This is a genomic window from Paenibacillus polysaccharolyticus (assembly GCF_023714295.1).
In the GTDB taxonomy this organism is placed as follows: Bacteria; Bacillota; Bacilli; order Paenibacillales; family Paenibacillaceae; genus Paenibacillus; species Paenibacillus polysaccharolyticus_A.
On sequence record NZ_JAMAUN010000007.1, the window covers coordinates 248,886 to 263,636 of the forward strand.

General features: G+C 47.8%; 12 protein-coding genes. 1 reads left to right on the forward strand and 11 read right to left on the reverse strand.

All coding sequences use genetic code 11. The annotated features are described in order from the left end of the window. Nucleotides 1-17 precede the first annotated feature (17 nt). On the forward strand, nucleotides 18-1,307 hold the full coding sequence (locus M3629_RS18150) for a DUF2515 family protein (protein ID WP_154959696.1): 1,290 nt from the start codon (nucleotides 18-20) through the stop codon (nucleotides 1,305-1,307). Nucleotides 1,308-1,500: 193 nt separating this feature from the next. Here the strand turns inward: M3629_RS18150 and M3629_RS18155 are convergent, their stop codons facing one another. From M3629_RS18155 to M3629_RS18205, 11 genes are all read right to left on the reverse strand, one after another. Next, nucleotides 1,501-3,129: a putative polysaccharide biosynthesis protein gene (locus M3629_RS18155; protein WP_154891075.1), complete on the reverse strand. Its 1,629-nt coding sequence runs from the start codon at nucleotides 3,127-3,129 to the stop codon at nucleotides 1,501-1,503. Nucleotides 3,130-3,192: 63 nt separating this feature from the next. After that, nucleotides 3,193-3,633: a DUF456 domain-containing protein gene (locus M3629_RS18160; RefSeq protein WP_145336354.1), complete on the reverse strand. Its 441-nt coding sequence runs from the start codon at nucleotides 3,631-3,633 to the stop codon at nucleotides 3,193-3,195. A gap of 54 nt (nucleotides 3,634-3,687) precedes the next feature. Further along, entirely contained in the window at nucleotides 3,688-4,437 is a 750-nt protein-coding gene (locus M3629_RS18165) for a Cof-type HAD-IIB family hydrolase (RefSeq protein ID WP_251509146.1), read from the reverse strand. Between the two features lie 199 nt (nucleotides 4,438-4,636). Continuing rightward, a complete protein-coding gene (locus M3629_RS18170) occupies nucleotides 4,637-5,509 on the reverse strand; it encodes a metal ABC transporter permease (protein ID WP_251509149.1) in 873 nt (290 codons plus the stop codon). Further along, the gene (locus M3629_RS18175) at nucleotides 5,509-6,468 is read right to left on the reverse strand and encodes a metal ABC transporter permease (protein ID WP_251509152.1); all 960 of its coding nucleotides are present in this window, start codon (nucleotides 6,466-6,468) and stop codon (nucleotides 5,509-5,511) included. The genes M3629_RS18170 and M3629_RS18175 overlap by 1 nt, the downstream gene beginning before the upstream one ends. A gap of 2 nt (nucleotides 6,469-6,470) precedes the next feature. Beyond that, nucleotides 6,471-7,301: a metal ABC transporter ATP-binding protein gene (locus M3629_RS18180; protein ID WP_435368242.1), complete on the reverse strand. Its 831-nt coding sequence runs from the start codon at nucleotides 7,299-7,301 to the stop codon at nucleotides 6,471-6,473. 25 nt (nucleotides 7,302-7,326) lie between these two features. Continuing rightward, entirely contained in the window at nucleotides 7,327-8,271 is a 945-nt protein-coding gene (locus tag M3629_RS18185; RefSeq protein ID WP_285888902.1) for a metal ABC transporter solute-binding protein, Zn/Mn family, read from the reverse strand. 248 nt (nucleotides 8,272-8,519) lie between these two features. Next, nucleotides 8,520-10,499, reverse strand: a complete 1,980-nt coding sequence (locus tag M3629_RS18190; RefSeq protein WP_251509155.1) for a peptidoglycan D,D-transpeptidase FtsI family protein — start codon at nucleotides 10,497-10,499, stop codon at nucleotides 8,520-8,522. 287 nt (nucleotides 10,500-10,786) lie between these two features. Beyond that, on the reverse strand, nucleotides 10,787-12,817 hold the full coding sequence (locus M3629_RS18195; RefSeq protein ID WP_251509157.1) for a peptidoglycan D,D-transpeptidase FtsI family protein: 2,031 nt from the start codon (nucleotides 12,815-12,817) through the stop codon (nucleotides 10,787-10,789). 108 nt (nucleotides 12,818-12,925) lie between these two features. Further along, nucleotides 12,926-14,071: a transglutaminase domain-containing protein gene (locus M3629_RS18200; protein WP_251509161.1), complete on the reverse strand. Its 1,146-nt coding sequence runs from the start codon at nucleotides 14,069-14,071 to the stop codon at nucleotides 12,926-12,928. Between the two features lie 20 nt (nucleotides 14,072-14,091). Continuing rightward, nucleotides 14,092-14,547: an ATPase gene (locus M3629_RS18205; RefSeq protein ID WP_090919599.1), complete on the reverse strand. Its 456-nt coding sequence runs from the start codon at nucleotides 14,545-14,547 to the stop codon at nucleotides 14,092-14,094. Between the last annotated feature and the right edge of the window lie 204 nt (nucleotides 14,548-14,751).

Here is a 14,751-nt window from a genome sequence, read left to right on the forward strand (position 1 = left end):
GAAAGGATGTTCCATTCATGACTTCCACCAGAAATGACTCTTCGGAAAATCAGCATTCAGGCTCCATTGTACAGATCATTCGCTCCATTCCCGGAGCAGCTCTGGAAGTATGGCGAGGTAAACAAGCCGCCTGGCATGCGTCTGCAAGGCTTAGACATCCTTTGCGTGACCTGAATTGGAACGCAGATACAGCTGCCGCTCTGCAAGCTGAGGTGGAGAAGTTAATCCCTACAACAGGCAAGCCATCTCCTGCACGCAACAATCAGGCACAACGTGCACTGGTGTGTGAAGAGGATTGCATCATTCTCGAAGAGATCAAAACTTTAACGCAACAGCAGAATCGCAGTAATGTGACTCGAACCGCCGCTTATCTGGAATGCTACGAGCAGTATCCCGAACTACATTGGGCGCTCCTGGCACATATGGTATCCCGCAACGGCGGATATCATATGACCGACCTGCACAGCGACCTGATGCATAATCTGCAAAATCAGAAGGATCGTGAGCATATGTATCGCTTGCTGGAGCGGTGCAATGCCCTTATTTTTCAGGATGCCTATCCTCAATTGCAGCTGTATATCCACAGTCGGCGGCTTGGACGAAGCTGCTTCCATCTGTTGTCTCATTTTCATGTATCGTCGTTTATGACCCCGTTCTGGGAGCGATTTTGGCTCGAACGTTGCAGTTCCATACTGAGTGTGGCCTTAATTATTAATGAGCAGAACTATATCGAGAGCCGGGTGGTGCAACATCCTTATTTTCAAAAAGTAGTACTCTCCAAACCTGCTTTTCATCTGCACAATCTGGCCGGGCTGAACCACATCGTTTTCCCTCTTGCACAAGGAGGTGGACTTACCGGACGGGTCATTGAGCATTTTGGCAAATTGAATGAACGTATCCAGTTCGGCAAAGGGCTGTATGCCCTGTTATTTGGTGTAGAGCAAGTGCTTCAGCAGGTGCTGGACTTCGCACGAACAATACCTCATCGTGGCTCACGAGCCGAATATTGGCCAGGCCTGTTTACCAAGCACCATGAAGGGCCAACAGATCATACCCTGTACACGGATGCTTTATTGAATGAGGAATGGCTGCCGGAAGGTCAACGTCTATATTCTCCTGAGTTGCTCGCCGTGTGGGAGGACACACCCTATGAACCGATAACAAGACATGACTGGCTGGAAACACGGGATTGCCTCGGATACCTCACTGCGCCACGCAGACCTTGGTTGTTTGAGATGAGTCATGAGCACCGGTACGGCATGTTAAAAACAGCACTCGCTCATGATGTACAAGTTCTTACTCACTAATTGGCAGGAGAAAAAACGGTGTCCCGATACGGCTTTAACAGGATCGTAAAGTCACTAAAGCAGATCGAGCAGATTCTGCTGTGTAGGGCCAAAGTAGGAATAACGTTCACCTTCACGGAAACCAACCTCTTATGCAATAACAATAAAAAAGCGCGGTCTGCTACAAGTGCAGACCGCGCTTTTTTACCTAAATTTATCCTCGTTGTCCGGCGCCGCGTTGCAGACGCATAAGCGGACGGAGAATTTTTTGCAGAATTCGCGGGTAACTAGCCAGCTCGTCCTTACGCAAGACACGAAGAACAACCATCAACACGAGATATACCACAACGACCAGCACACCCACCACCATACAGGTTAACAGAAAAGATACCCGTGCAGGCAGGAACGCGCCAAAGATCTGGTTTCCACTCCAATTGGCCGCAAAACCGACAGCTGCCGCGAGAAACACCGTAATGATAAATCCAATCCAGCGATCCCCCATAATTGAAAAATCAACGATTTTACGTAACACACGCAGATTCAGATATGTGATGACGAGGAAACATAGCGCTGTTGCAATGATGATCCCGTAAATGCCGAAGATCGGCGCCAGGATAAGACTCGCAATCAGCTTCACGATAATTCCTGCCGCTACACTAATCATCGTGATTCGTGGTTTCCCAACCCCGAGCAACATGGAGTTCGTTGTCATCATTGTAATCTGGAAAATAGTGCCGAACGTAAGCAATGCAATAATCGGCGTGCCATCTGGAGTTGTGAAGAGCAATCCGTTTACCGAATAAGCCGCCGCACACAGGGTAATCACAATCGGCATTCCCGTCAGAATGGAAATACGTAGCGCCAGCGTTACCTGATTTTTCAGATGTAGCTCATCTTTACGGGCAAAAGCCGCTGAAATGACAGGCACAAGGGACTGACTGAGCGCTATGGCAAGAATAGGCGGAATACCGGCTATACTCTGGGCTTTGGCACCCAGGATTGCCAGTACGCCTGTAGCTTCTTCCAGACCGATCCGTCCACTAAGCAGGGGAACAACGAGGGAAGAGTCGATAAAGTTGATTGCCGGAACAGCAAGTGAAGACAACACAATCGGAATTGAAAGTTTGAAAATATCAGTGTAAATTCCGCGCATCGGCAATTGCTCTGCACGCTCATAATGTAGCTGTGCCGCACGGTCACTTTTGCGTAGCTTTAATGTGAAGTACAGCATCACCGCAAATGCACCGATACTACCGAACACCCCACCGAAGGATGCCCCGGCTGCAATCGTCTGATCATCGTAATTCCATTGCAACATCACATAGGCCACAATAATCGCTACACCTACACGCGCAAACTGCTCCACGATCTGCGAGATACCACCTGCGGTCATATTGCCGCGTCCCTGGAAATAACCACGCATCATCGCGATCGCCGGGAAGAGTAACAGGGCCGGAGCAAGCGCCCGGATGGCACTCACAGATTCCGGTACTTTGGAAATATGGGTGGCATAAAATGGAGCTGCGAACCATAACAGAACAGACATGACCACACCGGCCACGGCCGCAAAGATCAAGGCTGCACGGTATATCTGCTGCGCTTCGCCCGCGCGTCCGAGCGCGTAGCGTTCCGAGACCATTTTACTCAGCGTACTCGGTATGCCCGCCGTTGCGACAGTTAACAGCATTAAATACACCGTATTGGAGATCGTGAACGATGCGTTACCAATATCCCCGAGGATATGCTCCAGCGGCACACGTTGCACCAGACCCAGTACCCTTGCAATCAATGCGGCAGCCGCCAATATGAGCGTACCTTTAATAAATGTTTCCTTCTTAGACAAAACGGATTCCCTTCTTTCCCCCACACCGGACCTCTCCGGCCCTAAGCTAGCTAACCTGATATTCTAGGCGAATCGAACCACCCAGATTATAAATAGAACAATCATCACAAGTTGCAAAATAATTTTCATCACCGTGCTGGTAAACAGCCCGACGACAGATCCAAACCCAACTTTCGATGCTTTGGAAGGCGAGGAACCGCCGATCAGTTCTCCGATAAAAGCACCGATGAATGGCCCCAGTACAAGTCCAAAAGCCGGAATCACAAACGGGCCAATAATTACTCCGATGGTACTCAGCGTTGTAGACAGCTTGGAACCGCCGAACTTTTTGACTCCCCAAGCACTCACCACATAATCCGCCACGAACAGCACCACCACAATTAGAATCTGGATGATCCAGAACCATACCCCGAACGGATCAAAGCTGAAGAACCAGCCGTAGACCAGAAACGCGAAGAAAATCGCGATTGCACCCGGCAGAATCGGATATACCGTACCTGCCATACCTACTGCAAACAGCAGTACAATTAAAATCCATCCAACGGTTGCGAGCAAAGGTTACTCCCCCTTCAAAATATGTTCACGAATCAGATGTGCAATGCCATCCTCATTGTTGCTTCCAATAATTAAATCTGCCGCTTGTTTCACTTGCTCCTGTGCGTTGCCCATCGCAACACCCAGACCGACAGCTTCAATGACAGCCAGATCGTTCAGACTGTCGCCAACAGCAACTACCTCGGACATGTCGATGCCTAGCAATTGGCATACTTCAGCTACACCGGTAGCTTTGGATACGTTCTCCGGGTTTACCTCAATGTTTACAGGAGAGGAATTGGTCATTTGCAAACCACCCATTTCTTGCAATTCCATCATGATTTGATGACGAATCTCATCATCCTCGGTGGTAAATCCGAATTTCAGCCATTCTAATCCTTCAATATTATCCGTCCATCGATCACGGTTAAACAGCTCTTCCACGGAGTATGCCCAGTACCAACTGTTATATTTCTCCCCGATCTCATGCATCTTGCAAATTAACGCCGGGTCCATCAGATGGCGCAGGTGAAGCTCATGTGGAGCTTTCCAGACCTCGCTGCCGTTGACCGTAACCATGGGTGTTTCCAGGCCAAGTTGCACCGCATATGGCATGGCGTGGTATACGGCTCTTCCTGTAGACAAGCACACATGCACTCCGCGACGAATAGCAATCTGTATCCACTTGGCCGTCTCCTGTGTAATTTCATGATTATCATTCAGCAACGTGCCGTCCATATCCAGGGCCAGCAGTTTATATTTCAGTTCACTCATGTTGTAAATCCTCCTCCAGTATGTCTCTCTCCTCTAAAACAACAAGATCGCCCGGTATCCGCGAAATGGCGGACGCCCCGGACGTCACAGCTAACGACATTTTACCACAGATCACGCGTATGCAACAAAGTAACCTAAAAACCGGAACGCCAAAAACCGCCTGCGATGCAGACGGTCATCTAAATTTATGAAATCATGTTTAACGTGCCACATATTTACGGCGAACATAACGAAGTACAATGCCGTGTTTCGGTGACAGAAGTAACGCCAGTACAAACAAAATACCAGCCACAGCCACCATGCATCCTGCAATGGAAGCATCCATCGCGTACGCCATCAGGTAACCGCCGACAGAGGAAGCTGCACCGATCAGTACCGCATAAAGAATCATTTTACCAAGCTGATCCGTGAGCAGATAAGCCGCAGCCGCAGGTACAATCAGCATACCTACTACAAGAATAGAGCCTACACTTTCAAAAGAGGCAACGGACGTCATGGACACAAGTCCCATGAGCGCATAGTGAAATAAGACCACCGGAATGCCGCAAGCCGCAGCCAAAGCCGGGTCAAACGCGCACAATTTGAACTGCTTGTAGAAGAGTCCTACAACAACGAGAATAACAAGTAACGTAATGCCCAACATCCAGACCGCTCTAGGTCCTACATCCATTCCCCACAGTGTTAACGTATCCCACTGCACATAGGCAATTTCACCGAACAATACACAATCCAGATCCAGATCGATATGCTGTGCATTCAGGCTGATCAGGATGACTCCTACAGCAAAGAGTGCTGTAAATACTATACCAATCGAAGCATCCGAAGACAGTCCTCCCGCTTGAAGAGTCTGAATGAAAAACACCGTCAACAACCCAAACACGGTTGCACCTAGCAACATCCACAGGGAGTCTCTGGAGCCGCTCCACAGAAACGCTATCGCAATTCCCGGAAGCACGGCGTGACTGATCGCATCTCCGACCAGAGCCATGCGCCGCAGAATCAGGAAGCAACCAAGAATGGCGCAGGCGGAGGAGACGAGTATTGCGGTTAGAATAATCCAAAATGTGGCCATCACATCTCCCCCTGCTTCTGTGTTTTAGGCTGTGCAGAATGTACCTGCAACGCGGCCTTTTCTTCACGCATATAAGCCGATTTCGCCTGAACACTCCGTAACTTGCGCGCAAGCAACCCACGTCTTGGAGCAAACAGGGCAGATCCAACAAACAGCACCGTAGCTGCAAGTACCGTTACAGGTCCAGTCGGCAGATTTGGAACAAACGTGCTGAAGATTGTTCCTGCGGCACCACTTACTGCGCCGAACAATCCAGCCAGCAACACCATCAGTGCGAGCGAATTGGTCCAGCATCTTGCCGCCGCCGCTGGAGTCACCAGCAGTGCCGCAACCAGCACCACACCTACGGCCTGAATTCCGGCGACAACAGCTATAACCGTGAGTAGTAAAATGAATTGCTCCAGCACACCAACGGGCAATCCCATGCCTCTTGCAAAACCCGGATCAAAGCTCACGAGCTTAAATTCCTTGAACCAGACAAGGCATGCAATGAGTAATACAAGACATACCCCACCCATCACATACACATCCGTAAGCACCATTGAAGCGGCTTGCCCAAACAGGTACTTATCAAGCCCGCTCTGGCTTCCACTGGCACTGTGCTGAATACGTGTCAACATTACAACACCGATACCGAAAAATACCGTCAAAACAATGCCCATTGCCGCATCCTGCTTAATCCGTGAAAATCGGGTTATCCACGAAATACCGAAGGTCGCCACAATTCCTGCGATGAGTGCGCCGAACAGGAACAATCCGATCGATTTGGTTTCCGTCAACATAAACGCAATACAGATTCCAGGCAGCGCCGCGTGTGCCAGTGTATCACCCATCAGGCTTTGACGACGTAGAAAGGTAAATGAGCCGATAATGCCACTGCTGAATCCAAGCAACAGACAACCGAGCAAAATCCAGCGTGTATTCGGGTCTGACAATATAGAAACAACCCAATTCCACATGACTACACCCGGCCTTTCTCCGTTCGGTTGCCGATCATAGCAATTCGACCTCCGTAGGTTTCTTGTAATAAGTCCGGTACAAATACTTCTTTTGTTGGCCCGGCGGCAACCAAACGTCCGTTGAGCAGCAGTACATGATCGAAGTATTCCTCCACCGTTGCCAGGTCATGGTGAACCACAAGCACAGTCTTGCCCTGATTTTTCAATTGCTCTAACAGCGAAATGATCGCTTTCTCTGTCGTGGCGTCCACCCCTGCAAAAGGCTCATCCATAAAATACAAGTCCGCATCCTGTACCAGCGCTCTAGCCAGGAATACGCGCTGTTGCTGTCCACCAGATAACTGGCTGATCTGACGATACATGTAATCCCCCATACCAACCTGCTCCAGACAATGAGCAGCCAGATCCTTTTCCTTTTTCCCTGGGCGGCGGAACCAGCCCAGATGTCCGTACCGCCCCATCATGACAACATCTAGCGCATGTGTCGGAAAGTCCCAATCTACGGACTCTCTCTGTGGTACATAACCGATACGCCGTCTGGTTTCACGATAAGATCGTCCAAAAATCGCAATGTCACCTTGCATTTTCGGAACAAGTCCCAGAACCGCTTTGATCAACGTTGATTTGCCTGCACCATTGGGTCCAAGAATGCCGATGAGCTGCCCTTCCGGTACATCAAAGGATACATTGCTGAGTACCGGCTTTTTGTGGTAAGCCACGGCCAGGTTCCTTACACGAAGAGGCGAAGAGACCGTTGCTTTTTTTTGTCCGAGCTGACTATCATCTATAGTTTCTAATGCTTGTTTAGTTGTATTGGTATTTTTCATCATCATAGCTCTCCTCTCTTCAGATGATTGTTTATTTCAAAGCCGCCACGATCGTTTCGACATTGTGCCGCACCATTCCGATATAGGTGCCCTCTACGGTTCCCTCAGCCCCCATAGCGTCAGAGAACAGTTCGCCACCAATTTTTACGTTATGGCCCTTCTCAGCTGCCCCAGCAATAATCGCTTCCATCGCTTTAGCAGGTACACTCGATTCGATAAATACGGCTTTGATCTGATTTTCCACGAGAAAATCCCTTAGTTCACTTACATCTTTGGCGCCATATTCTGCTGCCGTGCTGATGCCCTGAAGCCCCATCACTTTAATGCCATAGGCTTGACCAAAGTAACCAAATGCATCATGTGCTGTGACCAGCACTCGGCTTTCTTTAGGGATCTGCCCGATTTTCTCCCGCACTTCCGTATCCAGCGCCTCTAGCTTCTCCAGATAGGATGTTGCCTGCGTCTTGTACTGTTCCGCGTGATCCGGATCGGCTTCCACCAGTGTGTCACGCACGGCTTCCGTTGCACGCATCCAGTGATTTACGTTAAACCATACATGCGGATCATACTCTGTTCCACCTGTCGCTTGACCGGAATGCAGTTCCTCTACCGGAATTTTTTCGGCAACTGCGGTGACCAACTTACTTTTGGACATTTTCTCCAAAATATCTGTCATTTTACCTTCTAGATGCAAGCCGTTATAGAAGATGACCTTGGCTTGCTCCAATTTGCGGATATCCCCTTGGGATGCCTTATACAGATGTGGGTCGACTCCCGGTCCCATCAATCCGGTAACCTCAACATATGCTCCGCCCACCTCTCGTGCTACATCCGCAATCATGCCCGTTGTTGCCGTGACCTGCACTTTGCCGTTGGCATCTGTTCCCGGTGCACCAGAGCAAGCGGTAAGCACAATAATAAGTACAATACAAGCCATCGTAATGAATCCACGATGAATGCTCCTCATCTTCACCATTAACAATTCAACCTTCCCCTTTCCCTATCCTAAAATATTTGTCCATAACTAATTAAGTTGTACAAGGTACCAACTTTTAAACTCGTCTAATAATGTTTCCCTTGTGCAAATTTTAGCCGATGGAAAAACAAAAGGCAAGGGATATTTTCCCTTGCCTGTCCTGTTGCTTATAAAGTTCAATCTAAAGCCGTTTATCCGATAATTTTATAAGCTTGCTGTTGCTTCCTCATATTTTACGCCCTGAATCATTAATCTTGTTCTAATTTCTGATGCTTCTTCCCCTTGGAGATGCCGTTCAGGCCATACACTTCATCGTACGCATCAAAGATTTTGCGTGCAATCGGAGAGGCACTAACCGATCCAAAACCGCCTTCCGGCACGATAACCGCTACAGCCAGTTTCGGTTTGTCTCTTGGTGCAAAGGCAATAAATACACCATTCTCCTTTTTATTCGGTCCGGTTCCTTGCTCGGATGTCCCTGTCTTTCTGGCAAAATCATAAGGGAAACCGTCGAAGGAGCTTACTTTGGTGACCATTCCTTTATGCACTTCGTTCCAGTGTGCATCCGCAAATTGCACCTCATTAAGAACCTTTGGCTCAAACTTCTTTACCACATTGCCATCTGCGTCCCTGATTTCTTTCACCAAGTGTGGCTCCATTCGTTTGCCCTTATTTGCCAGCATAGTGGTGTACTGGGCAAGTTGCATCGTCGTATATTTGGCTTGCTGACCAAATGACGCAAACGCAAGACGTGTCAGTGCAGACTCATTATTGTCTGCTTTATACTCCAACTGACCAAGGAATTCTTTGGGCAGATCAATGCCTGTCGAGACACCCAAACCAAAACCCTTCATGTATTCGTCCCACTTAGCAAGGGCTTTTGTGGCACCATATTTATTCAGCAAACGCTTTCCCACCATATCAATCATAAATGCATTGGACGACTTTTCAATCGCTCTCCGTGCGGTAATATTACCGTTATAGGCCGAATGTGAGTTCTTTACTTGTCTTCCATCCTTGCCCAATACAGCGTAACCTTTATCATGATAAGTACTCCCCGCAGTGAACAGTCCCTCTTTCAGACCGATGAGCACACTCAGCGGTTTAATGACAGACCCGAGCAGAACAACGGACTCTGCGCGGCTTGGCTTATTATCGTTAGGCGGAAAAGACTCTGTCGTCCCGTTACGGAAAACATACTTGATTTTGTCATAATCCCAGTCATTCGGATCATAGTCTGGCATACTTGCCATAGCTACCACATTGCCTGTATCCACTTCCATAGCTACGGCGTAGCCTGTAATAGCCTTCGGCAGCTTTCGTAATTCATCCGTAATGGCCTTTTGTGCCGCAAGCTGGATCTCCTTGTTGATGGTGGAGATCAGACTGTACCCCTTCTCTGGTGGAGTCAACTCCATCGTGCCTGTAGGTAAATTCCTAGAGTCAATATCAATGGATTGATATCCGCTTCTTCCGCGAAGCTCCTGCTGATATTGCAGCTCCAACCCATCGAATCCAACCCTCTCATCCTGAGAGTAGACCAGTCCAGGATCACGCTGAGACCCAGATTGCTCTATGATCGATTTGTACTGCTTGAGTGTTGTGGGTACTCGCTTGAATTCCCGTGTGTAACCAACAACCTGGACAGCGACTCGATCAGGGTCATATCTCCGTACATTCTCTTCCAGCACCATTACGCCAGGATACTCCGTTTTTTTCTCTAGAAAAAAAGCAATCTCCTGGGTCGTTAGATCGGACTTGACCAGTCTTGGAACATAACCGAATGTTTTTTGGTGATCCAGATCCAGCCGTTTTATAATCTCCTCTGCATCTGGTTGCTTCTCGTCTCCCGGATTGAATCGTTTGAATATATCCGCAAGTTCACGAGCCAATCCTTCGGCTTCCTGCCTGCGATCATCATTGCGATAATCTTCATATAACAGCACATACAGTGACTGTACCGGCTCCGAATAAGCAAGCGCCACTTTCCCGGTCGCATCATAAATCGGGCCGCGCACCGGAGCTAGAGGGATATCTTTTGTATTACGCGTAGATTCCATGTACGTCAGTTCAGGCCCTTCGACAAACTGCACAAACGCCAGTCGGAAGATCAGAATGCTAAATATAACAAATGCCACGAAAAAAAACACATTCAGCCTCGCGCTGGTCGATTGATTTACCGCTCTCTCGTCTTCGTTCGGCGGTTTATTTTTAAGTCGATTAAACATATGCTCCCCTCTCCGTTCTTTGTACAAGTTTAAAAATCACACGATCTATAGATACTGAAACGTCATAATAGACCCCAACAGACAACAGACTAAAATGGCAAACTCTCACCTCTTAAGTGTAGCAAATGCAGACTGTAACGTCTTTCTAATTTTGGTTACATTTTCGTAATAAGAAGCCCTCTGTATATAACGTAAGAAGACTGCCTGGGTTCCATAAAAAAGCAACAAAAAAAGGCCCCGTTGTGGGGGCCTTAAAACATATGGAGAACACGATCTCCATCACTGCATCACTGTGTACTTGTTTCTGTTTCTTTATCTTTATTTTTTTTCGGAACGCCGTCGAGACCGAATTCCTGATCGTAAGCATCGAAGATGGCGCGTGCAACCGGAGCCGCACTGTTGGAACCAAAGCCCCCTTCCGGGATCATGACCGCAACAGCCAGTTTTGGATTGTTACGGGGTGCATAAGCGATAAATACCCCGTTATCCACCAGTTTCCCTCCGATATTCTGTGTCGACGTACCAGTTTTTCTGGCAAAATCATAAGGGAAACCGCCAAAGGCAGAAACCTCGGTAGCCATACCACGCTGTACTTCATTCCAGTAGGCATCATTGAAATCTGCTGTGCTGAGTACCTTCGGTTTCACCTTCTCCACCACATTACCTTCGGAATCCCGGAACTCTTTGACAAGCTGTGGTTCCATTCGCTTTCCTTTATTGGCAAGCATCACGGTATACTGCGCGAGCTGCATGGTTGTGTATTTACCCTGTTGTCCAAAGGAAGCATAGGCTAGTTTGGTCAAGGAGCTTTCCGTTTCATTTTCATATTCTTTACGCCCAGCCCATTCATTCGGCAAGTCCACTCCTGTTTTTATACCAAGACCAAACTGCTCCATATACTTGTCCCACACGTCAACGCCCTTAGCACCATATCGCGAGTACAGCTTCTTACCAATCTCGTCAATCATAAATACGTTAGATGAATGACGAATGGCGTCACGAGGGTACATGGCACCGTACACGTGTCCCGATGAGTTCTGTACGCGGCGGTTATCTCCACCAAACGTGGTTGAACCTCGGTCGATATACACCGAATTAGTAGTAAAGAAACCTTCCTTCAAACCAATCAATACACTCAGTGGCTTAATCGTTGAGCCGAGCAATACGACAGATTCAGCTCTTTTTTTGGAATCACTAGGTAGAAATCCCCGGATTGTACCGTTCTGATAAATATATTTGATTTTATCGTAATCTTCTGTACTGATGCTGCCCGTTCTCCACACATTGGTGTCGTAATCAGGCATACTGGCTGCCGCTACAACCTTCCCTGTATCCACTTCCATCGCTACAGCAAAGCCTGTTTTGGCATTGGGATGTAATCTGCCGGATACCGGATTGCGATGCAACCAGCTTAACTGATCCATAATCGCTTGCTCTGTTTTCACCTGCACATTTTTGTTAATGCTGGAGATCAGATCATACCCTTTTTGCGGCGGGGTTGTGCCTGCTACACCTTCAGGCAAGTTACGTAAATCAACGTCAACCGACGTATAACCACTTTTGCCCCGCAGCTTATCCTGATACTGTAACTCCAGTCCATCAAATCCAACAAACTCATTTTCCGTATAGACCAGACCTGGATCAGTCTGCGTTTTGTTTGCTTCATCTACTTCTTTATACTTTTTCAACGTTTTGGAGCTTTTGAATTTTTTCAAATAACCAATGGATTGAACGGCCACGGTATCCGGATCGTAGTAACGTACACTTTCTTCCACAATCTGAATACCTTTGAATTCATCCTTATGCTGGAGGAAATAAGCAACCTCCCCTTCGGACAAATCACTCTTGATCAGACGTGGCATAAACCCGTTAGCCTTGCGAGAATTCAGATCCATTTCCTCCATGATTTGATCCACGGTCAAGGATTCGGAATTCGGGGTTTTATACTTTTCAAAAACATCATGCAGACGCGTAGCCATCTCTTGAACTTCACCAATTTTCGGATTCGGCTGGCCATCCACATCCCCGTAGTTTTTGTACAATGTGAGATACAGCGACTGAATCGGCTTGGAATACGCCAGTTTCACCGTCCCCGTAGAATCGTAGATGGTTCCTCTCACCGGAGCAAGCGGCACATCCTTCGTAATGTTACTTGCTTCTTCCTGACTGAGCTCAGGTCCTTCAACGAATTGTAAAAACGCCAAACGTACAATGATTACACTAAAAATAACAAAGGAAGCGAAGAAAAATACGTTCATCCGGTAACTAAAACGCCGTTTGTCCGCAAGTTCATCCTTCTCATTGGAATGCTTTTTCATTCATCCTACCTCTTTCATGACTTGATGCATGCCGCAGAACCTTAACCACCGGCATGATAACCTGGCAACGTCGTCATATTCCGAACCATATCCGTGTCCGGTGTACTATCAGGCTGACTGATCTTTCAGATGCGTGTCGGCAAAGTTAGGTGGTTTAAACCAATCTCCGCTGATGGCCCACGTTGGATCAAGCGGAACCCAGTGATTCGAATCACTCAAATAGACTTCATTCCATGCATGAGGGCCGTACCCTCCCTGACCGTTATATCCCAGACCTGTAACAACCCTGACATCAAGCCCCTGAGAACGTGCCATTACCGCATATAAGCGGGCATAATCGATACATACCCCTTTGCGCGTATCAAAAGTATTCTGAGGGGTCTGTTCATGCCATATTCCCCTCTGTTCATAATCATCCACTTTCCCGTAGTCGTATTGAACCCGGGTGCCAACCCAGTCATACAGAGCTCTGGCTTTTGCCTCATCCGTCGATTTTCCTTTGACAATCTCCTGCGCGGCTTGCTCAATATCGGCTGGAATATTGTGGTCAATCACTTCATACTTCCGTTGCAAAATCCCTCCGAGTTCCTTCTGCACAGCCTGCGTGAATACCGGAAGTTTGTCCTTGATAAACGTACCAGACAAAGGCTCAATCACCGATTTAGCACCCTGCATATAGATCGGAGATGCCTCCACATAACGGCTGAACATACTACCCGGATAGAGACTTACAATCATGAACAATACGGCAATCACAATGATTCCTCGGACCGAACCGATGACCGTGCCGATCACTGCGCCTGTCAGCCGGCTAAAAATCCCTTTTGGCGCAGCTTGCTCATCTCCTGCATGTCTTCTGCGAAATATGAAGGATGTTAAAAATCCAAGAATCATGCGAATCAAGCCGTAACTCAATACAAATAATACGGCAAACCGCATCAGCGGAAAATCTGCGATCGCTGTAACCAGCGTATAATACAGCTGTTCCCACCGGTTCAACTCACGATTAGGCATATCCCCGGCATGTACAGATAACCATTGCTGTACATAAGGCGCAAGCCATAACGTCAGACCGATAGATAACAAAATACCAATGACCGCCATAATACCGTCCATCAGGAAACCAAAGAGTCTCCCCGCAGAACGTGAAGCCCCTCTGGACCATCCCTGTAATAAGGATGCTGCTACGATCAGCAACAGCAGAATGGTAATCCCATTAAACTCCTTCAGGCTGTCCAGCCAAGTTTGCAGCACGTCTTCATTCCTCCTTTAAACTACGAAGCAGGTGCTGTTTTATTTTTTTGTGCCTGTTCGACAAATGTGCGGATCGTATCGTTGTCGAGTTTCCACTCACCAACAGAAATACCGCGGAAGGTCACATCGACTTTATCCGACTTCGTGCTACCCTTAAGCTCAACGTTAGGACTGGTTATCGTAAATTCACCATTTTTCCCCGCCGCATAGGTGGCCTTGGAAGCTTCCTTCAGCATGATGCTTGTTGCTTCTTTCTTGAGTGTGTCCATCGTGCTGGACTGCACGTCTGTGACGGTTTGTTTGATCTGTTCAATGGAGATGCCGCTGTATATCAGCAGAGCCGCAATAATGATGATGGCAATCGCCCATTTTAACATCGTTTTGACCACATTCAGAACAAAGAACAAAATGATCAGTGCAACGACGATCACCAGCCAGTTCTGCATCACAAACTCTTTGATTACTTCTATATTCATGATTACACCTTCCGAATTAGAATTGATTCATGACTTCCCGAATATTATACATGATTTCCGAACCTGCTGTCAGCTAAGCCCTCTCCGGCAAAAATAAACGGTCTAAGTTCGTCCTGCGGGGCGTACAAGTAGTACCATGAGGATTCGTCCGACGAACGTGGACACGTTCAAGACCTGTGTACAAACAGGCATCGCCTAACAAGG